Source organism: Georgenia sp. AZ-5, assembly GCF_043952095.1.
GTDB lineage: Bacteria > Actinomycetota > Actinomycetes > Actinomycetales > Actinomycetaceae > Georgenia.
In genome coordinates this window covers 1,540,657-1,566,821 of the sequence record NZ_JBINOU010000001.1, presented here as the reverse complement: position 1 = coordinate 1,566,821, position 26,165 = coordinate 1,540,657, and the positions used below count along the sequence as shown (strand labels likewise).

At 73.2% G+C, this 26,165-nt stretch carries 21 protein-coding genes; 6 read left to right on the top strand and 15 right to left on the bottom strand.

Going from position 1 to position 26,165, the window contains the following annotated elements; translation table 11 throughout:
- Positions 1-62: 62 nt before the first annotated feature.
- From ACF0H8_RS07475 to ACF0H8_RS07465, 3 genes are all read right to left on the bottom strand, one after another.
- On the bottom strand, positions 63-1,370 hold the full coding sequence (locus tag ACF0H8_RS07475) for an MFS transporter (protein ID WP_395288325.1): 1,308 nt from the start codon (positions 1,368-1,370) through the stop codon (positions 63-65).
- Entirely contained in the window at positions 1,367-1,945 is a 579-nt protein-coding gene (locus ACF0H8_RS07470) for a hypothetical protein (protein WP_395288324.1), read from the bottom strand. The genes ACF0H8_RS07475 and ACF0H8_RS07470 overlap by 4 nt, the downstream gene beginning before the upstream one ends.
- A gap of 135 nt (positions 1,946-2,080) precedes the next feature.
- A complete protein-coding gene (locus ACF0H8_RS07465; RefSeq protein WP_395288323.1) occupies positions 2,081-2,689 on the bottom strand; it encodes a DsbA family protein in 609 nt (202 codons plus the stop codon).
- Positions 2,690-2,862: 173 nt separating this feature from the next.
- Here ACF0H8_RS07465 and pepN point away from each other — a divergent pair, with 173 nt between their 5' ends.
- Entirely contained in the window at positions 2,863-5,445 is a 2,583-nt protein-coding gene (pepN, locus tag ACF0H8_RS07460; RefSeq protein ID WP_395288322.1) for an aminopeptidase N, read from the top strand.
- A 198-nt stretch (positions 5,446-5,643) separates the two neighbouring features.
- Here the strand turns inward: pepN and ACF0H8_RS07455 are convergent, their stop codons facing one another.
- The 4 genes from ACF0H8_RS07455 to ACF0H8_RS07440 form a co-directional block, all read right to left on the bottom strand.
- Positions 5,644-6,600, bottom strand: a complete 957-nt coding sequence (locus ACF0H8_RS07455) for an aldo/keto reductase family oxidoreductase (RefSeq protein ID WP_395288321.1) — start codon at positions 6,598-6,600, stop codon at positions 5,644-5,646.
- A gap of 64 nt (positions 6,601-6,664) precedes the next feature.
- Positions 6,665-7,351, bottom strand: coding sequence for an HAD family hydrolase (locus ACF0H8_RS07450; RefSeq protein WP_395288320.1), 687 nt, complete (start codon positions 7,349-7,351; stop codon positions 6,665-6,667).
- Positions 7,352-7,453: 102 nt separating this feature from the next.
- Complete coding sequence (locus ACF0H8_RS07445) at positions 7,454-7,912, bottom strand: PTS glucose transporter subunit IIA (RefSeq protein ID WP_395288319.1); 459 nt, start codon at positions 7,910-7,912, stop codon at positions 7,454-7,456.
- Positions 7,909-8,250 carry a glucose PTS transporter subunit EIIB gene (locus ACF0H8_RS07440; RefSeq protein ID WP_395290834.1) on the bottom strand — a complete coding sequence of 114 codons (342 nt, stop codon included), beginning with the start codon at positions 8,248-8,250 and terminating at the stop codon, positions 7,909-7,911. Before ACF0H8_RS07440 ends, ACF0H8_RS07445 begins: the two co-directional genes overlap by 4 nt.
- 200 nt (positions 8,251-8,450) lie before the next feature.
- On the opposite strand from ACF0H8_RS07440, the gene ACF0H8_RS07435 reads away from it, so the two are divergent.
- Positions 8,451-9,893 (top strand): PTS transporter subunit EIIC, encoded by a 1,443-nt coding sequence (locus ACF0H8_RS07435; protein ID WP_395288318.1) that lies wholly within the window; start codon positions 8,451-8,453, stop codon positions 9,891-9,893.
- Between the two features lie 72 nt (positions 9,894-9,965).
- Here the strand turns inward: ACF0H8_RS07435 and malQ are convergent, their stop codons facing one another.
- Both malQ and ACF0H8_RS07425 read right to left on the bottom strand, forming a co-directional pair.
- A complete protein-coding gene (malQ, locus tag ACF0H8_RS07430; protein ID WP_395288317.1) occupies positions 9,966-12,131 on the bottom strand; it encodes a 4-alpha-glucanotransferase in 2,166 nt (721 codons plus the stop codon).
- A 274-nt stretch (positions 12,132-12,405) separates the two neighbouring features.
- Positions 12,406-12,642, bottom strand: coding sequence for a glucose PTS transporter subunit EIIB (locus ACF0H8_RS07425; protein ID WP_395288316.1), 237 nt, complete (start codon positions 12,640-12,642; stop codon positions 12,406-12,408).
- A 194-nt stretch (positions 12,643-12,836) separates the two neighbouring features.
- Between ACF0H8_RS07425 and ptsP the strand changes: the two genes are divergently transcribed.
- From ptsP to ACF0H8_RS07410, 3 genes are read left to right on the top strand one after another with little or no spacing between them, the layout of a single operon-like run.
- On the top strand, positions 12,837-14,555 hold the full coding sequence (gene ptsP, locus ACF0H8_RS07420; RefSeq protein ID WP_395288315.1) for a phosphoenolpyruvate--protein phosphotransferase: 1,719 nt from the start codon (positions 12,837-12,839) through the stop codon (positions 14,553-14,555).
- Positions 14,556-14,612: 57 nt separating this feature from the next.
- On the top strand, positions 14,613-15,029 hold the full coding sequence (locus tag ACF0H8_RS07415; RefSeq protein ID WP_395288314.1) for a globin: 417 nt from the start codon (positions 14,613-14,615) through the stop codon (positions 15,027-15,029).
- 34 nt (positions 15,030-15,063) lie between these two features.
- A complete protein-coding gene (locus ACF0H8_RS07410) occupies positions 15,064-16,065 on the top strand; it encodes an acyl-CoA thioesterase (RefSeq protein ID WP_395288313.1) in 1,002 nt (333 codons plus the stop codon).
- A 600-nt stretch (positions 16,066-16,665) separates the two neighbouring features.
- Here ACF0H8_RS07410 and ACF0H8_RS07405 read toward each other — a convergent pair.
- The gene (locus ACF0H8_RS07405) at positions 16,666-18,174 is read right to left on the bottom strand and encodes a TIR domain-containing protein (RefSeq protein WP_395288312.1); all 1,509 of its coding nucleotides are present in this window, start codon (positions 18,172-18,174) and stop codon (positions 16,666-16,668) included.
- A 166-nt stretch (positions 18,175-18,340) separates the two neighbouring features.
- On the opposite strand from ACF0H8_RS07405, the gene ACF0H8_RS07400 reads away from it, so the two are divergent.
- A complete protein-coding gene (locus tag ACF0H8_RS07400) occupies positions 18,341-19,375 on the top strand; it encodes a DNA topoisomerase IB (RefSeq protein WP_395288311.1) in 1,035 nt (344 codons plus the stop codon).
- Between the two features lie 3 nt (positions 19,376-19,378).
- Here ACF0H8_RS07400 and ACF0H8_RS07395 read toward each other — a convergent pair whose 3' ends face one another.
- From ACF0H8_RS07395 to ACF0H8_RS07375, 5 genes are all read right to left on the bottom strand, one after another.
- Positions 19,379-19,981 (bottom strand): acyl-CoA thioesterase, encoded by a 603-nt coding sequence (locus ACF0H8_RS07395; protein ID WP_395288310.1) that lies wholly within the window; start codon positions 19,979-19,981, stop codon positions 19,379-19,381.
- A 120-nt stretch (positions 19,982-20,101) separates the two neighbouring features.
- Entirely contained in the window at positions 20,102-21,784 is a 1,683-nt protein-coding gene (gene ettA, locus ACF0H8_RS07390) for an energy-dependent translational throttle protein EttA (RefSeq protein ID WP_395288309.1), read from the bottom strand.
- A 260-nt stretch (positions 21,785-22,044) separates the two neighbouring features.
- Positions 22,045-22,578 carry a single-stranded DNA-binding protein gene (locus tag ACF0H8_RS07385; RefSeq protein ID WP_395288308.1) on the bottom strand — a complete coding sequence of 178 codons (534 nt, stop codon included), beginning with the start codon at positions 22,576-22,578 and terminating at the stop codon, positions 22,045-22,047.
- A 203-nt stretch (positions 22,579-22,781) separates the two neighbouring features.
- On the bottom strand, positions 22,782-24,272 hold the full coding sequence (locus ACF0H8_RS07380; protein ID WP_395288307.1) for a GTPase: 1,491 nt from the start codon (positions 24,270-24,272) through the stop codon (positions 22,782-22,784).
- Positions 24,269-26,116: a hypothetical protein gene (locus tag ACF0H8_RS07375; RefSeq protein ID WP_395288306.1), complete on the bottom strand. Its 1,848-nt coding sequence runs from the start codon at positions 26,114-26,116 to the stop codon at positions 24,269-24,271. The genes ACF0H8_RS07380 and ACF0H8_RS07375 overlap by 4 nt, the downstream gene beginning before the upstream one ends.
- Positions 26,117-26,165 lie beyond the last annotated feature (49 nt).

The window sequence follows — 26,165 nt, the reverse complement described above, 5'->3', positions numbered from 1 at the left end:
GACGTCGGGCACGCTCGCCGGTGAACCGGGATACGCCGCGTCGACCGGGAGCGCCCCGCGTCCTAAGCCTGCGAGCGGGCGGCAGTGCGCCGCTCGAGGGCGTAGGAGACGAGGGCGACGGCCAGACCCGCGACCGCCAGCAGCGCACCGGCCCACGCGGGGGCCCGGAAGCCATACCCCGCGGCGAGCACGGCACCGCCCACCCAGGCGCCGAGGGCGTTGCCGATGTTGAGGGCGCTGTGGTTCAGGGCCGCACCGAGCGAGGGTCCCTCGCGCGAGACGTCGAGCAGCCGCGTCTGCAGCGCCGGGCCGATGAACTGGCTCGCCACCGCCACCAGCAGGGCGAGCGCCACGGCCGTGACCGGGCCGGTTGCCGCGACCGAGAACACGGCCAGCGTGACGGCCATGCCGACCAGCCCGGTGAAGATGGCCCCGAACATCGTGCGGTCGGCCAGGCGCCCGCTCAGCACCGTGCCGAGCGTCATCCCGGCGCCCCAGAGCAGCAGCACCCACGGCACGTGCCGCTCGGCGATCCCGGCGGCCACCATCGTGGGCGTGATGTAGCTGTAGACGGCGAACATCCCGCCGAATCCGATCGATCCAATGGCCACGGCCAGCCACAGCTGGCCCGAGCGCAGCGCGGTCAGCTCGCGCCGCGCCGTCGCGCCGGCGCGGGCCGGGACCTGCGGCACCCAGCGCCAGATGGCGACGAGGGAGACCAGCGCAATGACGGTGACGAGCCAGTACAGCGACCGCCAGCCCAGCACCTGCCCCATCCAGGTGGAGACCGGCACGCCGAACATGGTGGCGACCGTCAGGCCCATCATCACCATTGCGACCGACCGGGCCCGGCGCTGCGGCGGGGAGATCGAAGCGGCCACGACGGCCGTGATGCCGAAGTATGCCCCGTGCGGCAGCCCGGCCAGGAACCGGGCCCCGAGCGCGGTGGTGAGGGTGGGGGAAAGGGCGGACAGCGCGTTGCCCACAGCGAGCGCGACCGCGAGCCCGAGCAGCATGGTGGTGCGCGGAGCGCGCGGGAGCGACAGCACGATGAGCGGCGCCCCGACCACGACGCCGAGCGCGTAGGCCGAGACGAGGTAGCCGGCCTGCGGGATGGTCGCACCCACGTCGTCCGCGATGCGGGGCAGGAGGCCCATGGTCGCGAACTCGGTGGTGCCGATCGCGAAGCTGCCCACTGCCATCGCGAGGATGGCCAGGGCGAGCGCCCGGGGCTGCAGGGGGCCGCGCAGTCCCGTGGCCGAGGCGGCCGCGGGCTCGCCACCGGACAGGGGCGCGGGGCCGGGCAGCTGCGCGGAGCCGGGCTCCCCGCCGAGCGCGGCGGGCTCCTCGGTGCCTGAGGTTCCTGTCACGACAGGTCGTACGCCGCGCGGCGGACGGAGAACGAGTAGCCCGACTTCTCGTGGGCGCACGTCATCCCGGTCTCGTCCGAGGCGCAGGTGAAGCCCCGGGCGCTCTGCTCCTGCCCGTAGTCCAGCACCGGAAGGCCGGCGGCGTCGATGCTGAGGGTCTGCCCGGAGGTGTCGCACACCAGCGAGGAGCCCTCGGCGGTGACCTGGAGGAAGTGACCGATGGTGCCGTCGCAGCGCTCGACGTCGGCGGCGGGGATGTCGTCGGCGTAGCCGAAGCTGGCGATGCCGCACAGTGCCCGGTCGGTCTCGATGGCGCAGGCGATGTTGCCGCTGGGGGCTGCGAAGTCGAAGGCGACGTCGGAGAGGTCCTCGCCCTCCGGCGCCTGCGTGGCGGTCGGCGACGGGGCCGCCGTGGCGGCCGGTGCCGTGGGGGTCGCGCCCGGCTCGGCGGAGGCCTCCCCGCCGGTGAGGCGCGTCGTCATCATGATGACGAAGGCCAGCACCAGCACGACGCTGACCGCGACCACCGCGATCTCGCCGCCGCTGAGCCTGCCCCGTGATCCTGCCTTGGCCATGACTGCTCCTTGCTCGTCCCCCACCGCGCCGCCGCGGGCGCACGCGCCCGTCCCGGGCTGCTCGCGCGGCGCCCGGTCGCCGGCAGGAGTCACCCGCCGCGGCGACGGCGGCCGCGGCGGTTCACGCTACGCCATTTAGTCGAAGACCGGTCCGGAGGTCCGTGTGCGCTTGATCTCGAAGAACCCCGGCGTGGACGCCACGGCCACGGCCCCGTCCCACAGCTTTCCGGCGTCCTCGCCCTTGGGTGCCGGGGTGACCACGGGGCCGAAGAAGGCCACGCCGTTGACCGCGACGACGGGCGTGCCGACGTCCTGCCCCACCTGGTCGATCGCCTCCCGGTGCGAGGCGCGGAGCGACTCGTCGAGCTCGTCGGTGCCGGCGTAGCGCGCGAGGTCGGCGGGCAGCCCGACCTCCCTCAGCGCCTCGTCGATGACGGCCGGGAGGTCCTCGCCCCGGCCCTGGGGGTGGATCCGGGTGCCGAGGGCGTCGTACAGCGGCTTGACGACGTCGTCGCCGTGCAGCTCGCGAGCGGCGTTGACGACGCGGACCGGGCCCCAGGCGCGCTCCATCAGGGCGGCGTAGTCCTCGGGCAGGTCGCGGCCTTCGTTGAGGACCGAGAGGCTCATCACGTGCCAGCGGACCTCGACGTCGCGCACCTGCTGGACCTCGCCCATCCAGCGGGACGTCATCCAGGCCCAGGGGCACATCGGGTCGAACCAGAAGTCTGCGGTGTCGGTGCTCATGGCCCCATCTTCGCGGTACGGACCGCCGGGACGCGAAACGGCAGGTGAGGTGGTTCCCCGGCACCGGTTTCCGGTCGGGGCGGTGGGTGCCCGCGTGGCAGGATCGTCTGCGGTGTGCGAGCGCACGCCCCGCCGGTGGTGCCGCCGGCCGCCCGCCCTGTCGGAGGAGACCCATGCCCGGAGAGAACCTCACCCGTGTCGAGGCCCAGGAGCGGGCCCGGACCGTCGCGACCGAGAGCTACGACGTCGTCCTGGACCTGACCCGGGGCGAGCGGGTGTTCGGCTCGACCACCACGGTGCGCTTCGGTGCCACCGAGGGCGCGAGCACCTTCATCGACCTCATCGCCGAGTCGGTGGAGCGCATCGTCCTCAACGGCGCCGAGGTCGACACGGCGGCCTTCGCGGACTCGCGAATCGCCCTGACCGGCCTGGCCGCCCGCAACGAGCTCGTGGTCGAGGCGACGTGCCGGTACATGAACACGGGCGAGGGCCTGCACCGCTTCGTCGACCCGGTCGACGACGAGGTGTACCTGTACTCGCAGTTCGAGGTCGCGGACTCGCGGCGGGTGTTCGCCGTCTTCGAGCAGCCCGACCTCAAGGCCACGTTCACCTTCACCGTCACCGCCCCGGCGCACTGGACGGTGGTGTCGAACACCGCCACCCCCGAGCCCCAGCCCGCCGGGGACGGCGCGGCGACGTGGAGCTTCGCCCCCACCCAGCTGATCTCCTCGTACCTGACGGCGATCGTCGCGGGGCCCTACCACGGCGTCACCGGGGAGCTGACGTCCCGGGACGGGCGGACCATCCCGCTCGGCGTGTACTGCCGCGCCTCGCTGGCCGAGCACCTCGACGCCGACGAGATCATGGCCATCACCCGGGCGGGGTTCGCGTTCTACGAGGAGGCGTTCGACCGCCCCTACCCGTTCACCAAGTACGACCAGCTCTTCGTGCCCGAGTTCAACGCCGGCGCGATGGAGAACGCCGGGGCGGTGACGTTCCTGGAGAACTACGTCTTCCGCTCCAAGGTGCCCGAGGCCACCGTCGAGCGGCGCGCCGTGACGATCCTGCACGAGCTCGCGCACATGTGGTTCGGCGACCTGGTGACCATGCGCTGGTGGAACGACCTGTGGCTGAACGAGTCCTTCGCGGAGTTCGCCTCCCACCTCGCCACCGCCGAGGCCACGCGGTGGACCAGCGCCTGGACGACGTTCTCGTCGCTGGAGAAGTCCTGGGCGTACAACCAGGACCAGCTGCCCTCCACCCACCCGATCGTCGCGCCGATCAACGACCTGGAGGACGTCGAGGTCAACTTCGACGGCATCACCTACGCCAAGGGCGCCTCCGTGCTCAAGCAGCTCGTCGCGTGGGTCGGGCGCGACCCCTTCCTGGCCGGCCTGCAGCGCTACTTCGCCAAGCACGCCTTCTCCAACACCGAGCTGCCGGACCTGCTCTCCGAGCTGGAGGCGACGTCCGGGCGCGACCTGGCGGCGTGGTCGAAGGTGTGGCTGGAGGAGGCGGGCGTGACCCTGCTGCGCCCGGAGATCACCGACGGCCCGGACGGGACGATCGCCTCCTTCGCGCTGGTCCAGGAGGCCCCGGCCGAGCACCCCACGCTGCGCCCGCACCGCCTGGTGATCGGCGGCTACGACGTCGTCGGCGACGGCGCGCGCGCGGGCCTGCGGCGCGTGGTACGCGTGGAGCTCGACGTCGATGGCGCCCGCACCGAGGTGCCGGAGCTGGCCGGCCGGCGTCGCCCGGACCTGATCCTGGTCAACGACGAGGACCTGGCGTACGCCAAGGTGCGCCTGGACGAGCGGTCCCTGCGCACGGCGGTGGCGCACCTTTCCGGGTTCGCGGAGTCGCTGCCCCGCGCGCTGGTGCTCGGCGCCGCGTGGGACATGACCCGCGACGGCGAGTGGGCGGCGCGGGACTACATCGACCTGGTGCTCGGCGCCGTCGCCACCGAGACGGACTCCACGGTGGTGCAGGTGCTGCTGCGCCAGCTCGCCACCGCGCTGGACTCCTACTCGGCGCCGGAGACGCGCCGCGAGCTCGCCGCGTCCGTGGCGGACAAACTGCTGTCCCTGGCGCGCGGCGCGGCCGCCGGCTCGGACACCCAGCTGCAGCTGGTGCGCGCCGTCGCCGCCCACGCCGTCACCCCCGAGCAGCTCGACGCCCTCGCCGGCCTGCTCGACGGCTCCACGCCCATGGCGGGCCTGACGGTCGACACCGACCTGCGCTGGACGCTGCTGCAGGGCCTCGTCGCCGGCGGCCGCACGGGCGCGGCGGAGATCGACGCCGAGCTGGCCCGGGACGCCACCGCCACCGGCCACCAGCAGGCGGCGCGCGCCCGCGCGGCCATCCCCACCGCCGACAACAAGCAGCGGGCCTGGTCCGACGTCGTCGACTCCGACGCGCTGCCGAACGCGGTGCAGTCCAACGTCATCGGCGGCTTCGCGCACGTCCACGACCGCGGGCTGCTGGTGCCCTTCACCGCGCCGTACTTCGACGCGCTCGAGCGGGTGTGGACGGAGAAGACCAACGAGATGGCGCAGAACATCGTCATCGGGCTCTACCCGCGGGGTCTGGCCGGCCTCGCCGAGGAGCACGGCGTGGACGTCATCGCTCTCACCGAGGACTGGCTGGACGCCCACCCCGACGCCGCGCCCGCCCTGCGGCGCCTCGTGGTGGAGAACCTCGACGCCGCCCGCCGGGCCGTCCGCGCCCAGGAGGCCGACCGCCGCGTCGCCGTCTGAGCACGACCCGGCCGCACAACTGACCTGTCGCGACACGTCACAAGTGCCGCGACAGGTCCGTTGTGCCGCCGCACGCCAGCTGTGGCACGACAGTCCGCACCGGCTGCCGGGCCTGGTGTGCCCAGACCGTCATGACCAGCAGACCCGCCGGCGGCTCCCGGGGGGCAGTCGCTGTCGGCGATTTCTGGGGGGCGACGCCTACGGCAGCGGCTCTCCGCGCGCGGTGATCCAGAGCTCGAACCACTCCTCGTGCGTCAGCTCGGGCTGCCGGGTGACGGCGTCGGAGCAGGCGCGGATGCGGTCGGCGTTGGTCGTGCCGACCACCGGGGCGATGCGGGCGGGGTGCCGCTGCAGCCACCACAGCACGATCGTCTCCGCGGTCGTGCCCTTCGCCTCCGCGAGGCGCGCGACGAGCTGGGCGGTCGCTACCTCCGCGGCGGTCTCCTCCCGTCCGCTGTACCGTCCCTGCGCCAGGGCGCCCCAGGCCTGCAGCTCGATGCCGTGGGCCTGGCAGTGCTCGAGCGTGCCGATGGGGAACCCGTTGGCGGTGGCCTCCGCGGTGTTGACCAGCACGCCCGCCTCCAGCCAGTCCCGCCGGTGCAGGCTCATCTCCAGCTGGTCGACGACCAGCGGCAGGTCCAGGTGGGCCTGGAGCTGCGCGATCTGCTGGCCGCTCATGTTCGAGACCCCGATCTCGCGCACCAGCCCCTGCTCGTGCAGCGACGTGACGGCCTCCGCGATCTCGGCCGGCTCGACCAGCGGGTCCGGCCGGTGGAGCAGGAGGACGTCGATCCTGTCGGTGCGCAGCCGCTCGAGACTCTCCTGGACGCGGCCGGTGATGGTGGGCCCGCGCAGGTCGTACATGCCGGGCAGCTCCGTGCCCCGCAGCCGGATTCCGCACTTCGTCTGGATGGTGATCCGCTCTCGCAGCCCGGCAGAGCGGGCCAGCACCTCACCGAACACCGCCTCGGCCTTGCCGCGGCCGTAGATGTCCGCGTGGTCGAAGCGGGTGATCCCGGCGTCAAGGGCCGCCTCGACGGCCGCCGTGGCCGCGTCGACCTCCGCGGCCCCGTAGCCCTCAGAGTCCCAGGCGCCGCCCAGGCCCATGCATCCGTACAGCGCGGAGGAGCCCGGGCTCGTGCGCTCGGCGTTCATGGCGGCCATCCTGCCGTGGCGCACCGGGCGGCCGCGCCCGGGCCAGGGACGCGGGCGTGGCCGGTCAGACCGCGGCCGGCACCAGGTGGGTGAGGTCCCCGACCGTGGCGTGGGCCCCGGCGCGGAGAAGCGCCTCCTCCGGCTGCGACGTCGTGACACCGAGCACCAGGCTCACGCCGGCACCGAGTGCGGCGGCCAGCCCGGCAGGGGTGTCCTCAGCGGCGACGCACGCCGCGGGGTCCACCCCCAGCAGCTCGGCGCCGCGCACGTACGGCGCCGGGTCGGGTTTGCCCACCGGCGTGAGCTCGGCGGTGACCAGCGGGAGACCGTCGGGCACGCCCAGCATGGCCAGCACGGTCTTCGCCCAGGCGCGCGTCGCGGAGGTGACCACGGCCACCGGCACCCCGGCGCCGCGCCACCCGGCGATCGCGTCGGCCGCGCCGGGCACGGCGGCGGGCGGGTCCGCGACGACGTCGAGGCACGCCAGGACCTCCCGCGTCAGGAGCACCGGGTCCTCCCCCGACCACGGGCCCTCCAGCGACGCGAACACCTCGGCGCCGCGCCGCCCGGCGAAGGCGCGCACCGTCTCGTCGTCGACCTGCCAGCCGCGCCGGCGGAAGTACCGGTGGAACGCGGCGCGGTGGGTGGGCTCGGAGTCGACGAGAGTTCCGTCGAGGTCCAGCAGCAGCCCGGCCCCCGGGGCGCGCAGCGCCGCGCCCACACGTTCCCGCACCGCCAGGTCCGTCGTCACGCCTCCACGGTATGCGGTCGGCGCGCCGGGCCGCGTGGCGAGCGCGTCGGAGCGCGCCGCCGCCGTCAGGGAGCCGCGACGCCGGGGCGCCGGGTCGCGGCGTCAGGACCAGGCGAAGAGCTCGTCCCCGGGGCTCACGGTGTGCCCGGCGGTGGCGGTGGTGGTGAGCTGGTCGGCCTTGCCCTCCAGCGCGATCACCGGCGTAACGGCGGAGCGTCCCCCGGCCCGCACCGCCGCGGGCGACCAGGTGACCAGGACCTGACCCTGCTCCACGACGTCCTTCTCGGCGGCGTGCAGGGTGAACCCCTCGCCGCCGAGCTGGACGGTGTCCAGCCCGAGGTGGACCAGCACGCCGCGCCCCGCCTCGGTCACGATGACGAAGGCGTGCGGGTGAATCTTCATGATCGTGCCGGCGACCGGGGCCACGGCCTCGGCCGTCTCGGCGTCCCCCGGGTCGACCGCGACCCCGGGGCCGACGATGGCCCCGGAGAAGACGGGATCGGGGACTTCTGTGAGGTCCAGGACGGTTCCGGCGACGGGCGCGAGGACGCGCAACGTCACCTGAGGTCCTCGATGTCCTCGGCGATGGTGTCCGCCTGCGGCCCCAGGACCACCTGGACCGCCGAGCCCTGCTGCACGACGCCGAACGCGCCGGCGGCCTTGAGGGCGTCCTCGTCGACCTTCGCGGGGTCCTCGACCTCCACGCGCAGCCGGGTGATGCAGGCCTCCAGGTCGAGGACGTTCGCGTCCCCACCCAACGCCGCGAGGATCTGCTCCGCCTGGCTCATGTGTCGCTCCTTCTTCACGGCCGCGGCCGTGTTCCTCCGGCGGGCCGGGCCCGCCTCGCGCCGACGGGCGCCCCCACCGGGCCGGCCGGCCCGGACATGCTGATGACACAGCCCCGCGGCAACGGTGTCAAGGCGGCGCGCACCGGGTTGCGGCGGGGTGCCTTGACAGGGTGACGGCGGGGCGATTCAGTGTGCGCCACAGGTCCAGGAACGGGGCAGTTGGGCCCGTCCACCCGTTGCGGCGGGTGGTGGTGCACCGCCTCGACGACCGAGCCGGTGGACGGATGCCCTCCGACGCACAGGGAGCACGGATGACCACCACCACCGCGGGTGCCGCCGGTGCCCGCCAGAAGCGGCACATCCCCGGGTTCGCTCAGGCCCAGCGGGTCGGCCGCTCGCTCATGCTGCCGATCGCCACCCTGCCGGCCGCCGGCCTGCTGCTGCGCTTCGGTCAGCCGGACATGCTGGGCGAGCGGGGAGTGGCGAGCTGGAACGGCATGAGCTGGGTCCAGCCCATCGCCGACGTGCTGGCCAACGCAGGCAATGCGGTCTTCCTCAATCTGCCGCTCATCTTCGCCCTGGGCGTCGCTATCGGGTTCGCACGCAAGTCCGACGGCTCGACGGCGCTCGCGGGCGTCGTCGGTTACCTCACCTTCGCCGCGGTGCTCGACGCCCTGGCGCCGTACTTCGGCTCGGGTGCCGAGGGCGAGGAAGTCATCAACTACGGCGTGCTGGGCGGCATCACGATCGGCATCATCGCCGCGCTGCTGTGGCAGCGGTTCTACCGCACGAAGCTCCCTCCGTATCTCGCCTTCTTCGGCGGGCGACGGCTGGTCCCGATCCTCACTGCCTTCGTCGCCGTCGTCGTGGCTGTGCTGTTCGCACTCGTCTACCCGGCGTTCGACTTCGTCATCGGCGGCTTCGGCGACTGGGTCACGAACCCCGGCAACACCGTGCTGGGCGGGTTCGTCTTCGGCACGGTCAACCGGCTGCTGATCCCGTTCGGCCTGCACCACCTGCTCAACAACCTGCCGTGGTTCCAGTTCGGGGAGTTCACGAACCCCGAGACCGGTGAGGTGGCGCAGGGCGACATCTTCCGCTTCCTGGCCGGCGATCCCACGGCGGGCACCTTCATGACCGGGTTCTTCCCGATCATGATGTTCGCGCTGCCGGCGGCCGCGCTCGCCATCTGGCGCAACGCCCGCCCGGAGCGCCGCAAGGTCACCGGCGGCATCATGATCTCGGTCGCGCTGACGTCCTTCCTCACCGGCATCACCGAGCCGTTGGAGTACGCCTTCGCCTACGTGGCCTACCCGCTCTTCGTCGTCCACGCGGTGCTCACCGGCACGTCCCTGGCCCTGGTCAACGCCCTCGATATTCACCACGGCTTCAACTTCTCGGCCGGCGCGATCGACTACCTGCTCAACTTCGGCATCGCGACCCGCCCGCTGTGGATCATCCCGATCGGCCTGGGCTACGCGGTCATCTACTACTTCCTGTTCAGCTTCGTGATCCGGAAGTGGAACCTGCGCACGCCGGGCCGTGAGGAGGACGGCGCCGAGGGCACCGGCGCTCCGTCGGTCTTCGACGAGGCCCAGGAGGCCGCGGCCGTCAGCACCGGCAAGCGCGCCGCGGAGGCCGACGGCGCCCCCGCCCGCCGCCGGGACGCCGCCGGCCGCATCGGCGAGGATGCCGGCACGTCCGCCCCCGAGAAGGCGCGGGACGACGACGGCCGGGGCACGCCGCTGCGCTGAGCCCCGCCTCGACGGAGAGAGCCCACGCCCCGACAAGGCGTGGGCTCTTCTCTCGAAGATCCCGGCGCGGACTCAGTCCTGCGCCAGGCGGTCGTCCTCCCCCAGCGCCGCTCGCACGGTGGCGACGAGCGACAGCAGCCGCGCGGAACCGGGCAGGTCCTCGACCAGCACGACCTGCTCCGCGCCGTCCGCCAGGGGCAGCTTCCAGTTCGGGTACTCGGTGTCGGTGCCCGGCTGGTTCTGCGCCCGCCGCTCCCCCACCGCGTCGGTGAGCGAGACGCCGAGCAGCACCGCCGGCGTCCTCACGATGTAGGCGTGCAGGGCCTCCACCAGCTCACGCTCGGTGGGATCCGCCCCCACCAGGCCGTGCTGGCGCAGACGGGCCACCATCCGCTCGCGCTCGGTGCGCGCCTCCAGGCGCACCTTGGCGACCGGCTCGGTGAGCAGCCCGAGCCGCTCGCGCAGGTCCACGTGCTCCTCGGCGAGGTAGCCGGCGGCGGGCGGCAGGTCGTGCGTGTCGACGGTCGCGAGCACGAGGTGCCGGTAGGCCTCCGGGGGCAGTGGCTGCTGTCGCTCGTCCTTCTCGAACCACAGCACCGAGGTGCCCAGGACGCCGCGGCTGGTGAGGTAGTCGCGCACCCACGGCTCCACCGTGCCCAGATCCTCGCCGATGACGACGGCGCCGGCGCGTGCCGCCTCCAGGAGCAGGACGCCGACCATCGCCTCGTGGTCGTAGCGCACGTACGTGCCCTCGCCGGCGCCCATGCCGTTCGGGATCCACCACAGCCGGAAGAGGCCCAGGATGTGGTCGACGCGGACGGCTCCGGCGTGCCGCAGCACGGTCCGGGCCATCTCCCGCAGCGGGGCGTAGGCGGTGCGCGCGAGCGCGTCGGGGCGCCACGGCGGCTGGCTCCAGTTCTGGCCCTGCTGGTTGTACATGTCCGGCGGGGCGCCCACACCGATGTTGTGCGCGAACACCTCCCGCAGCGACCACGCGTCCGCGCCGTCGGGGTGCACGCCCACGGCGAGGTCGTGCATGACGCCCAGGCCCATCCCGGACTCCCGGGCGACCCGCTGGGCGTTGGCGAGCTGCTCGTCGGCCACCCACTGCAGCCACACGTAGAAGTCCACGCGGTCGGCCAGCTCCCGGCGCGCCCGCGCGACGAACGGCGACCGCACGTCGGTGAGCTCGCTGGGCCACTGCTCACCCTCGTAGCGTTCCCGGAGGGCGCACCACAGCGCGAAGTCCTCCAGGCCCTGCCCCTCCTCGCCGCGGAACCGCTCCAGGGAGCGCTGCCGCGAGCGGGAGCGGCCGGCCGCGAAGACCACCTCGAGGGCGCGCCGCTTGGCCTCCCAGGCGGCGTCGCGATCGATAGGGTCGTTGGTGGCGTTGGCCGGGCGCACCTCCTCCGCGGCCCACTCCACCAGCGCCCGCTGCGGTCCCGGCAGGTACGCGACCTCCGGGATCGCCTCCGGGCGGATGTACAGCGGGTTGACGAACCGCCGCGTGACCGGCAGGTACGGCGACGGCGTCATGTGCCCGGTGGGCTCGGCGGCGTGGAGGGGGTTGATGAGCAGGAAGTCCGCGCCCAGCTCGCCGAAGAACCCCGTGAGCTCGGCCAGGTCCGCCAGGTCGCCCACGCCCCAGGACCCCGCGGAGCGCACCGAGTACAGCTGCGCCATGAAGCCCCAGCCACGCTCGGTCGCCAGGGCCGGCTCCGGGAGCCGGTCGGGGGTGACGGCGAGCGGCGCGCGGGACTCGCCCACGCCGCCGATCTCCGCGACCAGCTCGTGCCAGCCCAGCGGCAGGTCAGCGGGCAGCACGAACGTCGCGCGCCCGGTGAGCACACCGTCGACCTCGCGGGGCTGGACCCACAGGTCCTTCTGGCCGAGCGGCCGGGTGCCGCCGTCCTCCAGCTCGACCCGGACGGCGACGTCGGCGCCGTCCGGCAGGTGCACCGGCACGTCATTCTCGCGGCCGGCACGGACCACCATCGACGGCGGCAGCGGCGAGCGCCACGCCGCCAGCTCGGCGTCGGCCAGCGAGGCGGACGCCTCGGCGTCCGTGCCGGCGCGCACGCCCAGCGCGGCCAGCACGGCCCTGATCGTGGCGGCGGAGACGGTGCGGTGGGTACCGGTGAAGTCCCAGAAGTCGGTGGCTACGCCGTAGGCCTCGGCCAGCCGGCGCAGCTCGTCGCCAGGTACGTCCGGCGACGCCGGCACTGGGGTGGTGGTCATCTCGCTCCTGAATGGTCCTGCGGCCGCGCGGCCCGTCGCCGTCGCCACGGGCGATCCTGCCAGCACGTCGGCCCGCGTCGCCCGCTGGCGCACCGGCCATGCCACCGCGCGGACGGTGCGCGCACCCGCCGACGGCGGCGACACCCTCCGCCCGTCACGTCGGCGGGCGCCCACCCGGTCGCCGGTCAGGGCACCCGGGGACGACGAACGGACCCGCACCGTGTGCGGGTCCGTCCCGGTCGCGGCCGCCGGCCGGAGCTGCCGGCGGCATCGCTCAAAGCAGCTCGTGGATCTCCTCGGCCAGCCCGTCCGCCTCCGGGCCGACGACGATCTGGACGACACGGCCGGAGCGGACGACGCCGAAGGCACCCGTGGACTTCAGGTCCGCCTCCCCGACCACCGCGGGGTCCCGGACCTCCACACGCAGCCGGGTGATGCACGGCTCGACGTCGACGACGTTCGGCGCGCCCCCCAGTGCAGCCACGATGTCTTGGGCCTTGGTCATCGCCACTCCTTGCTCGCTAACGTCGGGCGCACGGCCGGATCCGGCCGTGCGCCTGCTTCCTGAGCCGAGCCTACCCGCGCCGGGCCCGGCCGGCCCAGCCGGAATGGGGCGTGGCTCACACCCGGGACCACGGACCCGGCGCGGGCGGTGACGCAGCCGGGCATGATGGCTCCGGACAGTCACCGTCGACGGGAGCGCAGATGAGCCAGTCACCGGAGCGGACGGGAACCCCCGGCACGCTCGCGCCGGACGTGGTGCGGGGTGTGGGCGTGAGCCCCGGGCTGGCGGCGGGGCCGGTCGCGCGCCTGGCGCCCCCGGCCGGGGAGCCCGCCGTCTCGCACCTGCCCGCCGGCGCCGACGCCGACCCGGAGGCCGCCCGCATCGCCGAGGCCGCCCGGACGGTCGCGGCCGACCTGACAGGGCTGGCGGCCACCGTCGACGGCGAGCGGCGCAACCTGCTGGAGACGACGGCGCAGATGGCCACGGACCCCGCCCTGCTCAAGGCGGCCGCGGCGCAGGTGCGCGAGGCGCGCGTGACCGCCCCGCGGGCCGTGTGGGACGCCGCCGGCCGGGTGGCCGAGCAGCTGCGGGCCCTGGGCGGCTACATGGCCGAGCGGGCCCGGGACGTCGGGGACGTGCGCGACAGGATCATCGCCGAGCTGACCGGGGCGCCGGTGCCCGGCGTGCCGCGGCGGCCCGAGCCGTTCGTTCTTGTCGCGGCCGACCTGGCGCCGGCGGACACCGCGCTGCTGGACCCCGCGCAGGTGCGCGCCGTCGTCACCGCGGAGGGCGGGCCCACCTCCCACACCGCGATCCTTGCCCGGGCGCTGGGCATCCCCGCCGTCGTCGGCGCCGGCGACGGCGTCGCCGGGCTGGCGGACGGCCGGATCGTGCTGGTCGACGGCGGCGCGGGCACCGTCACGCCGGACCCGGACGAGGCCGCCGTGCGCCGCGCGAACGAGCGGGCGGCGCAGGTGCGCACGTTCGACGGGCGCGGCCGCACCGCCGACGGCCACCTGGTCGCGCTGCTGGCGAACGTCGGCGACCCGGCCGGCGCGCGGGCAGCCGCCGCCGCGGGCGCGCAGGGCGTGGGCCTGTTCCGCACCGAGTTCTGCTTCCTCGACCGGGCCGAGGAGCCGGGCGTCGAGGAGCAGGTTGCCGCCTACCGGCCCGTGCTCGCCCAGTTCCCCGGCCGCAAGGTCGTCGTCCGCACCCTTGACGCCGGCGCCGACAAGCCGCTGCCGTTCGTCACCGACACCGCCGAGGCCAACCCGGCGCTCGGCGTGCGCGGGCTGCGCACCGCCCGCCGGGCGCCGGAGGTGCTCGACCACCAGCTCCGGGCCATCGCCGCGGCGGCGGCCGCCGAGCAGGCCGACGTGTGGGTCATGGCGCCCATGGTCGCCACGGTGGCGGAGGCGGAGGACTTCGTCGCCGCGTGCGCCCGCCACGGCCTGCCCATGGCCGGGGTGATGGTGGAGGTGCCCAGCGCCGCCCTGCTGGCCGGGCCGATCCTGGCCCGGGCGCACTTCGCCTCCATCGGCACCAACGACCTGACCCAGTACGCCATGGCCGCCGACCGCACCCTCGGCTCGCTCGCGGACCTCACCGACTCCTGGCACCCCGCGGTGCTGCAGCTCGTGGCGGCAACTTGTCGCGGCGGGGCGCAGCAGGACCGGCCGGTGGGGGTGTGCGGCGAGGCGGCCGCGGATCCCGCGCTCGCCGTCGTGCTGGTGGGCCTCGGCGTCTCCAGCCTGTCCATGACGCCGCGGGCCCTGCCGGACGTGGCGGCCGTGCTGGCGGCGACGGACCTGCAGCGGTGCCGGGAGCTGGCGCGGGCCGCCGTCGACGCCGAGTCCGCCGAGTCCGCGCGGGCGGCAGTGCGGGCCGGCCTGCCGGTGCTCGCGGAGCTCGGGCTGTAACTGGCCGCCCGGCCGAACGGCGCCGGTCCGGGGCTGCGGCGATGCGATGATGGGTCGGTGACCACCGACCCCTCAGACGCCGGAGCGCTGTTCGACGCCCTGGGCGGGCACGAGACGTTCCGGCGGCTCGTGCACCGGTTCTACGAGGGCGTGCGCACCGACGAGGTGCTCTCCCCGATGTACCCGCACGACGACTGGGCCGGCGCCGAGGAGCGGCTGCGGCTGTTTCTGGAGCAGTACTGGGGCGGGCCGACCACGTACTCAAACACCCGCGGCCACCCGATGCTGCGCCGCCGGCACATGCCCTTCGCGGTCACGCCCGAGGCCCGTGAGCACTGGCTCATGCACATGCGCACGGCGCTGGACGAGCTCGAGCTCGCGCCGGACCTGGAGCACCTGCTGTGGGACTACCTGGTGCGGGCGGCCAGCGCCATGGTGAACACCCCGGACGCCACCCGCACGCCGCTGATCTGACTGCCGCCCTGCCGCCGCCCACGAAGGAGCACCGATGCCCGACCACCCGATGCTGACCCCGGCGGTGGCCGCCACGACCGACGACGTGCTCGCTGTGCCGGTCACGGCGGCCGAGCCGCTGGCCTCGGTGCTGCGGACCCTTCGGCTCGAGCGGCTCGAGGAGGACCACTACTCCGGGGTCTCGCTGTCCCAGCTCAACGGGCGGATCTACGGCGGCCAGGTGCTGGCCCAGGGGATCGTCGCGGCCGGGGACACGCTGGTCGTGGACGACGACGGCACCCGCCAGCTCCACTCGGTGCACGGGTATTTCCTGCGGCCGGGCAAGCTCGACCTGCCGATCACCTTCGCCGTCGAGCGGCTGCACGACGGCCGGTCCTTCAGCACCCGCCGCACCCACGCGTTGCAGCAGGGCAGGCCCATCCTGTCGATGATCAGCTCGTGGCAGGAGGACCAGCCGGGCCGGGACCACGCGGAGACCGCGCCGGAGGCGCCGGACCCCGAGACGCTGACCAGCGCCATCGAGCTGTTCGACTCGGTCGACCACCCGGTCGCGAAGTTCATGTCCTCCATCGCCGCGTTCGACATCCGGCACGTGGGCCAGAGCGTCTACATGCGGCCGACGGCGGAGCGCACAGACACCCAGATGCTCTGGGTGCGGGCGCGCACCCCGCTGCCCGACGGCGTCACCCAGCTCCAGCACCGGGCGCTGCTGGCCTACGCCTGCGACCAGGTCATGCTCGAGCCGGTGCTGCGCCGGCACGGGCTGAGCTGGCGCACCAAGGGGCTGAGCGTGGCGAGCCTCGACCACTCGATGTGGTGGCACCGGCCGGTAGCCGTGGACGACTGGCTGCTCTTCGTCCAGCACTCCCCCAGTGCCCAGGGCGGGCGCGGCCTCGGGATCGCCAAGGTCTTCGACCGCTCCGGTGACCACGTGGCCACCATCGCCCAGGAGGGCATGGTGCGGGTGCCGGACGACCTGGAGGCGTCTGCTGCGGTGCGCGCCGAGGAGGAGTGGAAGCGGCCGTCGCTGCGGTAGCCCTTCCTTTTCGGCTGTACAGCATTGGTCGTGGTGTTGCGCGCGGAATCGCTCTCATCGGGTTGCCGCGGAATCGCTGATGCACGCCCCGTTATGGCGACGACGACGTCGGCGGCCATCTCAACGCGCGTCTCCCAACGGTGAACGCGACGGAGCGGAGGTCACTCGCTAGCCCGAAGACTGCCGCGCCCTCGCGAAGAGCTTCGGTTGGACCGAGGGCGAGGAGTATGCGGATGACGACTTCAGTGCGTGCAGCGGCAAGGATCGCCCCGCGTGCCAGCGCATGCTGGCCGACATCGGGACCGTGTTGAGACGCGGTATCGTCTGGCACCTTCGTCGTCACCTGCACCGCAACATGCTCCGGTTCGAGACGGCCCTAAAGGGGCGGGTGGTCTGTTCGGTCTCCTCGCCGTCAGTCGACGGTCCGCATACGGACGGAACCACAGTGGAGGGCATTCGAGTCGCAGTTTGAGACGCTTACGTCCGTCGACTGCCGCATGACCGGTCGTAGACGGCCGCCAGGCGCCTGCGGGCACTGCATCCCATGCCACCGCAGGAGACACCTACGAGCCGTGCTGCCGAGTCCTACGCCGCCAGCACTCAGGTGCCTTCGGCCGCTCCCCCGATCCTGTGCGCAGTCAATTTTGCTGCAAGCCGCTCCGCGATGGCAGCCACTTGGGGTTCGAGCGGCTGCGCCCGGTCGATTGTCTCCCCGCCGACATCCCGGGAGATGTCAAAAGCCCCGTAGGTCTGGCCCGCAAACCAGATCGGAATGACCGCCTTTTCACCGAATCGCTTCTTGAACTGGTCAGACTCGAACTTGGTCCAGATTCGCGACGGATACTCGGGACCAAGAATCGCGACCACGAAACTCGCTTCGCTCTTGTATATCGGGGCCAGGTATTCCTCTACATTTTCGGCAAGAATCCGCGCTTGCTCATTCCTGTCGTAAAAAACTTCATGCTCAAGTTCACTGAGTGCCTCAAATAGCATTTCGGCCACATCGCGGTCCGCGCCCGCGAACGAGAGTGCGAAGTCGTAACGACTAGAAAATGAAACGTCGAAGTACCCGATCCGCTCAGCGAATCGGTTCCACGACAGATTTTTGATGAAGAAGAAGAACTTGGGATCCTCAACTGCTAGAACCCTGGCCCCTGCATCGTAGTGCAGTAGGTCACCGAGCAAGTCTGCCTGCTCTTCCAGTAGGTTCTTGAGGTGCCCCTTCTCCACAACCTGACTAACACTTCCGCGAAGGGTCGGGTGCTTGGACATCTCACGATCGAGATCGATTGTCCACTCATCGCTAAGGGAAAGCCAGCGAAGGATTTGCAGGTAGGGCGCCCGGCCTTCGCGCCGCAACTTCTTACCCTTCGCGAAGACCTCCGCACGTTTGTAGAAGGTTCCGGACAGTCGGTCGAGCACACGCTCACGAACCAATTCATAGGAGGCATCAACTGTCCGGTGCGAGGGCACCGTCTCTGTCACACCGCCCGTGAGACAGGCGTCATGACATAGCATCTGTGCGATATTGAAGCTGCCGTCTGCAGCCTGGACAATCTCGTCCTCAACGGGAATATCAATGTCGAGCGCTTCACACCCCTTCTTGACTAGCTCCTTGACGTAATCGTCCGGGTTTACCTCAAACTTGATAACTTCAATACGACCACTGAGATCAGGCGCAAAGGACAGGAGCGACTCCCCGGCCTGATTGATTCCAATTACGATGATCTTGGTGTCCTCGCGCTCTTCGTCCGCGAGAACCTTCAGGTGATCCGCGATGCCCAGCCTCACCTCTGGCTCGAGCCTGTGGAAGTCATCAATGACCACCACGCCGACATCATCCATGTTCGGAAGCTCCGCAATGAGCTCCCGGTCGTCGCGTCGACGGGCCGAAAGTCGCAGGGCGCCCTGCTCAGATTCCGGCTCAATCCGTGCAAGCGCCTTGGTCACCGCACTCGTCTTTCCGATGCCGGACGGACCCTCGATGACGACGCCGCGCCCTTTCGTGCGGAGCGCCACGAGAAGTCGAGAGAACTCCACCGGCTCCACGAAAGTCACCTCAGGGACGCCGGACAACTTGAAGACGTCTTCGAGCCGGTAATGAGTCACGGGACAGCCACCTTTCGTCAACATCACCTTATCGGTGAAGCGGACGGAACGGAGTGAGGCTGCCCGGGTTGCCCGCATACGTGGCCTTACTCCCTCTCCCTGGTGATGCAGTTGGGCCCTGACATCTCGCGTGGCGCCGCCCCGCTTCGCTACCCAGACTGAGCCCATGAAGACGGTTGTCGGCGTACGACTGCGGCGGTCGCACCCGGACAAGCCCGGGTACGGCCGCCGCCGCGCCGGCAAGGGCTTCTACTTCCTCACCCCGGACGGCACCAGGGTGACGGACCCGGAGGTCGTCGCCCGCTGCAAGTCGCTCGTCATCCCGCCCGCGTGGCGGGACGTGTGGATCTGCCCCTACCCGAACGGGCACATCCAGGCCGTCGGCACGGACGACGCCGGGCGGCGCCAGTACGTGTACCACCCGGCCTGGCGCGCCACCCGGGACGCCGCCAAGCACGAGCGGGTCCTGGAGCTGGCCGAGCGCCTGCCCCCCGCCCGCCGCCGGGTCACCATGGACCTGCGCCGGCCCGGCATGCCGAAGGAGCGGGCGCTGGCGGTGGCCTTCCGGCTGCTGGACCTGGGCTACTTCCGGGTGGGCGGCGAGACCTACGCCGACGAGAACGGCAGCTACGGCCTGGCCACGCTGCGGAAGCAGCACGTGCGCATCGGCCGGGACGGCCGCCTCACCTTCGCCTACCGGGCCAAGTCCGGGCAGGCTCGTCGCCTCGAGCTGCGCGACGACGAGCTGGTGGCGCCGCTGACGATGATGCGCCGGCGGCGCGGCGGCGGCGAGGACCTGCTCGCCTACCAGGACGACCGTGGCTGGCACGACGTCACCAGCAGCGACATCAACGACTACATCAAGCGGCGGCTGGGCGCCGACGCCTCCGCCAAAGACTTCCGCACCTGGCACGGCACCGTGCTGGCGGCGCTGGAGCTCGCCAGGCGCTCCCCGGAGGCCGTCACCCGCACCGCCCGCAAGCGTGCCGAGCGTGCGGCGGTGAAGTCCGTGGCCGCGTATCTGGGCAACACCCCGGCCGTGGCGCGGGCGTCCTACGTCGACGCGCGCGTCATCAGCCTCGGCCAGCGCGGGCAGACCATCGACCCGGCGCTTGCGAGGAAGGTGGGCACCGCCGAGGATATGAGCCCGCCGGACACCCGCGGCGCTGTCGAGAACGCGGTGCGCGGCCTGCTCGGCTGAGGCTCAGGCGTCGGTGTCGCGGGGGCGACGGCGGAAGCGCACGGGCTCGTCCAGGTACGGCGCCCAGGTGGCGCGCTCCTGCTCGGTCATGCGGCGCGGCTTGCCGCTGGCCTCGTCGATGAGGACCAGGGTGGTCATGGCACGCACAGCGATGCCGTCCGGCCCGGGGATCTCGTAGCAGATGTCGATGCTGGCCCCGCCGAGGTGGGAGATCCACAGCTGCACCTGCAACGGCTTGAGGGTGTAGGGCAGCGGGGCGAGGTACTCGATCTCCTGCCGGGCGATGTAGGTGTTGGTGCCCGAGCCGGGGCCGGTGGCCAGCACCTTGGTGCCGGGCGTCCCGTTCGCCGCGGCGGCGGCCGGCGGCGCCACGGGGCCGGTCTCGCCCTCGTCGGGGTCGCGGTCAGCCTCGGCGGCGGTCGGGTCATCGACGCCGGTGTCCCCGCCCGCGCGGGCGCCCTCCATCAGGGCGTCGCCCGGCGTGCTCGCCCAGAAGGCGGCGATGCGGGTCTCCTCGAGGATGGTGAACATCTTCGCGTTGTTGACGTGCTGGTAGCCGTCGACGTCGCTCCAGCGCAGGTGCACCGGGATGGTCAGCCGTGCCATGCCTGTCCTCTCCGCCGGTCCCCGGCGTTCGTCGTCGCCGTCGCTCGCCCGGGCGGTTGTCGCAGCGGGTCCAGACGCGACCGGGCGGCGCCCCGCAGGGCGCCGCCCGGTCGCGTCTGATCAGTCGCGGGTGAGCTTGCGGTAGGTCACCGAGTGCGGGCGTGCCGCGTCGGCGCCGAGCCGCTCGACCTTGTTGGCCTCGTAGGACTCGAAGTTGCCCTCGAACCAGTACCACTTGGCCGGGTTCTCCTCGTCGCCCTCCCACGCCAGGATGTGGGTGGCGACCCGGTCGAGGAACCACCGGTCGTGGCTGACGACGACGGCGCAGCCGGGGAACTCCAGCAGCGCATTCTCCAGCGACCCGAGGGTCTCGACGTCGAGGTCGTTGGTGGGCTCGTCCAGCAGCAGCACGTTCCCGCCCTGCTTGAGGGTGAGCGCAAGGTTGAGGCGGTTGCGCTCGCCACCGGAGAGCACGCCGGCCGGCTTCTGCTGGTCGGCGCCCTTGAACCCGAACGCGGAGACGTAGGCGCGCGAGGGCATCTCGACGTTGCCGACCTGGATGAAGTCGAGCCCGTCGGAGACGACCTCCCACAGGGTCTTCTTCGGGTCGATGCCGGCGCGGGACTGGTCCACGTACGAGAGCTTGACCGTCTCGCCGATCTTCAGGTCGCCGTCGTCGAGGGACTCCAGGCCCACGACGGTCTTGAACAGCGTCGTCTTGCCGACGCCGTTGGGGCCGATGACGCCGACGATGCCGTTGGGCGGCAGCGAGAAGGACAGGTCGTCGATGAGGATCCGGTCGTCGAAGCCCTTGCGCAGGTTCTTGGCCTCGATGACGACCGAGCCCAGGCGCGGGCCCGGCGGGATCTGGATCTCCTCGAAGTCCAGCTTCCTGGTGCGCTCCGCCTCGGCGGCCATCTCCTCGTAGCGGGCCAGACGCGCCTTGGACTTCGCCTGGCGACCCTTGGCGTTCGAGCGGACCCACTCGAGCTCTTCCTTCAGGCGCTTGGCGAGCTTGGCGTCCTTCTTGCCCTGGACCTGCAGGCGGTCCTGCTTCTTCTCCAGGTACGTGGAGTAGTTGCCCTCGTAGGGGTACAGGCGGCCGCGGTCGACCTCGGCGATCCACTGGGCGACGTGGTCGAGGAAGTACCGGTCGTGGGTGACGGCGATGACGGCGCCGGGGTACTTCGACAGGTGCTGCTCGAGCCAGAGCACGGACTCGGCGTCGAGGTGGTTCGTGGGCTCGTCGAGCAGCAGCAGGTCGGGCTGCTCGAGCAGGAGCTTGCACAGCGCGACGCGGCGGCGCTCACCGCCGGAGAGCAGCGTGACGTCGGCGTCCGGCGGCGGGCAGCGCAGCGCGTCCATGGCCTGGGCGAGCTGGGCGTCGAGGTCCCACGCGTTGGCGGCGTCGATCTCGGTCTGGAGCTTGCCCATCTCCTCCATGAGGGCGTCGAAGTCGGCGTCGGGCTCGGCCATGAGGTTGCCGATCTCGTTGAAGCGCTCGACCTTGGCCAGGATGTCGGCCACGCCCTCCTGGACGTTGCCCAGGACGGTCTTCTCCTCGTTCAGCGGCGGCTCCTGCTGCAGGATGCCCACGCTGAAGCCGGGCGAGAGCCGCGCCTCACCGTTGGACGGGGTGTCCAGCCCGGCCATGATCCTCAGGATCGTGGACTTCCCCGCGCCGTTGGGGCCGACCATGCCGATCTTGGCGCCCGGCAGGAACGCCATGGTCACGTCGTCGAGGATGACCTTGTCGCCGTGCGCCTTGCGCGCACGGACCATGGAGTAGATGTACTCAGCCACTGCTCTCCGCATCAACTTCGGGGCCGGCCTGCCGCTGGGCAGACCTCTTCGGCATCCAGGGTAGGCCACCGGTCGCGGGTACCCGCCGGTCAGTAGCGAACACCACGCCCGGGCACGGGCGAGCGGGTGAGCCGGCGGGATGCGCTACCCCGGCGCCGCCCTCCCCCGGCCGTCTGCTGCCTGCCCGCGCACCAAGCGCCCGTCTCCCCACCCGACGCCGCCACGTCCCGATGCTCACACCTTCGCCGGGTGACGCGGCCTCACCCTGCCGTGCCGTCGCCCGCCGCTGACATCTCGTAGGCGAGCGGTTCCTCGTCCGTACCCGCCTCGCCCGTCGCGTCCTCGCCCTCGGGCACCTCCTCGGTCTCCCACTGGCGCCCGTCCGGGCCGGTGACGATACCCGTGGCGGCCTGCGGTTCGGCGGCGGCCTCCCGGACGGTCCTGACGTACGTCGCCGTGCCCCTGCTCAGCTCGAGCGCGACGACGTCGGCGTGGATCACGTGGTCCCACCGCTCGCCGTTCTCACCAGCCCAGGTGTCCACGAAGACCTTGCCGCGCACGATCACCGGGTTGCCCTTGCGGAGGGAGAGGCCGACGTTCTCCGCCAGCTCGCCCCAGGCCTTGACCGTGAACCACTCGGAGCGGTCGTCCTTGAACTCCCCCGTCACCGCGTCCCGGTAGCGCGGCGTGGAGCCGAGCCGGAAGGTGACCCAGCTCCTCCCGTTGGCCCCGACGCGCCGGACGGGGTCGCCGCCCAGGCGGCCGCGCACGGTGATCTCGTTCCTGTCGCTCATCTTGGCTCCTCGCTCCCGGCCGGCCCAGCGCCGGCCACGGGCGCCACGATGCCTACAGGCGGCCACGGCGACGGGCGTCGCCGACGGAGCGCTGTGCATCCGGTGGCAGCCGACGGCAGATGTGGACGACCGATCGGAGCAAGCGGGACGCGGCGCGCGGACGCCGCGAGGCGCGTGAGCAACGCCGCGGGGCGCGCGAGCGGCTATCCCCGCACGGCCTCGCGGAGCAGGCGGTGCCGGGCCAGGACGGCCGCCGCCGGGCGGACGAGGCACTCCTCCGCCACCTCGGCCGTGCGGGCCGCGGCCTCCTCGGCGTAGCGTCGGGCGGCAGCCTCGGCGTCCTGGGCGCGCGCCGACCGTGCTCCGCCGAGCAGCGCCCCGGCCGCCGCGGCGCCGGCCAGGGCTGGCACCACCACGGCCGCGGGGCTCATGCCCTGCCCCAGCCCGAGCACTACGTAGACGACGGCGAGGAGCGCCAGGGCGGCCGCGCCGAGCGTCCAGCGCAGCGCCCGCGCGCTGCGCTGGGAGGGCAGCTCCACGGCCCGCACCGCGGCGGCGGTGGCCTCGCCGAGCTGCTCGGGCGGGGCGACCGCGGCCTCCACGGCCCGGGCCCAGCGCGGGGGCAGGCCCGCCGTCGCCCGGGCCAGCCACCCGTCGCGCACGGCGGCCACGGTCGCCGGCGCGGGCGCCTCCGGCGCGGCCAGGGCCGCCGGAGCGGTGCGGGCGACGGCGGTGCGGATCGAGGCGGCGACCGCCTCCGCGCCAGCCGCCCGCGCCAGCTCGGCGGCGGGCTCCGTCGCGGGCGGCAGCGCGGGCTCGGCCGCCGCCACCGCGGGCGCCAGGCGGCCGCGGACGGCGTCCATCTCCGCGGATGCGGTGCGCGCGACCATCGAGGGCCGGGCTACGGCGCGGGCGAGCCGGTCGCGGACCGCGTCGATGCCGGTGTGCTCGAGCGCCGAGGTGGCCAGCACCTCCACCCGGTGCAGCCCGTCGGCTGCGAGCAGCACGCTGACGTCCTCGCGGACCTGGTCCACCGCGCCGGTGGGGATGGTGTCCGCCTGGTTGACGAGCACGAGCATGCTCTCCTGCCGGCCACGCAGCGCACGCAGGTACCGCTCGTGCAGCACGTTGTCCGCGTACTTCTGCGGGTCGACCACCCACACCAGCACGTCGACCAGCGGCAGCAGCCGGTCCACCTGCTCGGCGTGGTCGAGGGCGATCGAGTCGTGGTCGGGCAGGTCGAGCAGCACCATGCCGTGCAGCGCCCGCTCGTGGTCGCCGTCGAGCACGGACTCGCGCTGGATGCGCCGGGTGGGCGCCACGTGCAGGAAGTCCAGCAGCGCCTCGGCGTCGACGCCCCACACGCACGCCGCCGCCTCGTCGGTGGTGGGCCGCAGGGCGCCGACGTCGGCGAAGATCAGCCCGGAGATGGCGTTGAAGAGCGAGGACTTCCCCGAGCCGGTGCCGCCGACAAGGGCCACGACGGTGCGGTCGGCGCCCAGGGCCAGGCGGGAGCGTACGGCGGCCAGGTCCTCCCGGGCGCGGGCGGCGAGGAAGGGGTCGACCTGGTCGCCGGCGGCGTCGAGGGCGTCGGCGATCGCCGCCTCGCGAGCGGCGAGCCCGGCGGCGTCGGGCTCTGGCGCTGGTGGGGCGGGAGCCGGCGCTGCGGTGACGGCGGTGGGCGTGGTGGTCATGCGAGCTCCCTCAGCTCGGTAGCGCGGAGCCGCAGCCCGGTGCCCGGGGCGGCGTCGGCGCGGTCCAGCATCTCCGCGTAGGGCCGCGCGGCGGCGCGGGCCGCCTCCTCGGCCCTGGCAAGCAGATCGTCAGCGGCGGCGCGTACGAGCGCCGAGGCGGCCTTGCCGAGCACTGCCTGGACGGCTCGGGCAGCACCGGAGACCCCGACGGCGCCCGCCTGGACGAGGGCGGCGAGGCCCTCGGCGTCGAGCGCCCCGGTGACGGCGGGCGCGAACGGGGTGACGTCGGCCAGGACCCGGTCCTGCCACGCGGCGACGGTGGCGTCGGCGGACCGTCGGGCCGCGTCGGCCGGCTCCGCCGGTCCGTGCGCGGCGCCGGTGGCCCCCGCGGCGCCGCGTCGGTCGTCCAGGTCCCGGAGGAGCGTCCGGCCGGCCGGGCCGGCCCCCTCCCACGCCTCGCGCACCGCGGCGGCGGCATCGCGGACACCGTCCACGAGGAGGATCCGCAAGGCGGCGGCGACCTCCTCCCCCAGCTCGCCCGCGGCGGCGCCACGGGCGGCCAGCGCGCGGCCGCGCCAGCCCCTGCGGGCCCGGCCGCCGGCCAGCGGCGCGAGGGGGCCGCCGGCGGAGGCCAGGCTGAGCCAGCGCGCGGTCGGCGCGCCCTCGGCGGCGCGCCCGCTCCCGAGGGCGGCGAGCAGCTCGCGCACCGGCTCCTCGAGGGCTCGCTCGGCCGCCGTGCGCAGCTCGGCCGCGGCGGCCACCTGCTCGTCGGCGCCGTCGGCGAGGGCGAAGAGCTGCTCGCGCAGCCCGGTCCACAGCCCGCGGGTGGTGCGCCGCACCACGCCGGCGGACTGCTGGCGGCGGGCCACCAGGCGCAGCCACGCGTCGAGCTCGGCGACCGTGCCGGCGTCGAGGGGTCCGTCGTGCGGGCCGACGTCGGGGATCACGAACAGCGGCGCCGAGCCGAGCCCGAGGGCGTCCATCCGGCGCAGCAGGTCGCCGCGCACCTGGCCCAGCACCCGCGGCGGCACCCGGTTGAGGACGACGGCGGTGGTGATGCCGCGGTCCTGCGCGTCGGTGAGGGTGCGCCAGGGCAGGGCGTCGCCGTAGCGCGCGGCGGTGGTGACGAAGACCCACAGGTCGGCGGCCTCGAGCAGCTGGGCCGCGAGCGCCCGGTTGGGGGCGTGGACGGAGTCCAGGTCCGGCGCGTCGAGGACGGCCAGGCCGGCCGGCACGCCGTCGTCGGTGACGACGTCGGCCACCTCGGCGAGCGGGTGACCCTCCAGGGCGTCGCCGGGGTGGGCGGCGAGGACGGGCCGGCGGGTGGTGGGGCGCAGCACCCCGGCGGCGCTGACCGGGGCCCCGACGATCGAGTTCAGCAGTGTGGACTTACCGGCGCCGCTGGACCCGCCCAGGACGACGACGGCCGGCGCGGTCGGCTGGCGCAACCGCGGCAGCAGCCGCGTGCCGATCTGGGTGAGCACCTGCTCGCGCGCCTCACGCAGACCCGCCGCGCCGGGGAGGTCCAGCGGGAATTGGGCGGCCTCCACCTCCTTCAGCAGGTCCGTCAGCACTGCCTCGCGCGGAAGTGGCTCGGGCTGCTGCTCGGACTTCGGCTCTGCCGGCGTCGCGGCGGACGATGTGCCGTCGCCGGCGACGAGCGCCGGCGATCCCCTGCGCTCGGCGATGGTGGGCGCGCGCACCGGCGTGCCCTCCACGGGGACCCCGTCGGGGACCGGGGCGAGTGGGTCGTGCGGTCCGGCCGTTGCCGCTGCGGCGTCCTGTCCGTACCGGACCGGGCCGTCGTCGCTCCCGGTGATGAGGTCTGAGGACTGCGCGGTCACCCGGCCATTGTCGGTGACTTTCCGGGTGTGACGGGCTAAGCGCGCCGAG

Coding starts and splice junctions, on each gene's coding strand:
- ACF0H8_RS07470 (WP_395288324.1), bottom strand. CDS start 1,945: ATGGCCAAGGCAGGATCACGGGGCAGGCTCAGCGGCGGCGAGATCGCG.
- ACF0H8_RS07465 (WP_395288323.1), bottom strand. CDS start 2,689: ATGAGCACCGACACCGCAGACTTCTGGTTCGACCCGATGTGCCCCTGG.
- pepN (WP_395288322.1), top strand. CDS start 2,863: ATGCCCGGAGAGAACCTCACCCGTGTCGAGGCCCAGGAGCGGGCCCGG.
- ACF0H8_RS07455 (WP_395288321.1), bottom strand. CDS start 6,600: ATGAACGCCGAGCGCACGAGCCCGGGCTCCTCCGCGCTGTACGGATGC.
- ACF0H8_RS07435 (WP_395288318.1), top strand. CDS start 8,451: ATGACCACCACCACCGCGGGTGCCGCCGGTGCCCGCCAGAAGCGGCAC.
- malQ (WP_395288317.1), bottom strand. CDS start 12,131: ATGACCACCACCCCAGTGCCGGCGTCGCCGGACGTACCTGGCGACGAG.
- ptsP (WP_395288315.1), top strand. CDS start 12,837: ATGAGCCAGTCACCGGAGCGGACGGGAACCCCCGGCACGCTCGCGCCG.
- ACF0H8_RS07410 (WP_395288313.1), top strand. CDS start 15,064: ATGCCCGACCACCCGATGCTGACCCCGGCGGTGGCCGCCACGACCGAC.
- ACF0H8_RS07400 (WP_395288311.1), top strand. CDS start 18,341: ATGAAGACGGTTGTCGGCGTACGACTGCGGCGGTCGCACCCGGACAAG.
- ACF0H8_RS07395 (WP_395288310.1), bottom strand. CDS start 19,981: ATGGCACGGCTGACCATCCCGGTGCACCTGCGCTGGAGCGACGTCGAC.
- ACF0H8_RS07385 (WP_395288308.1), bottom strand. CDS start 22,578: ATGAGCGACAGGAACGAGATCACCGTGCGCGGCCGCCTGGGCGGCGAC.
- ACF0H8_RS07380 (WP_395288307.1), bottom strand. CDS start 24,272: ATGACCACCACGCCCACCGCCGTCACCGCAGCGCCGGCTCCCGCCCCA.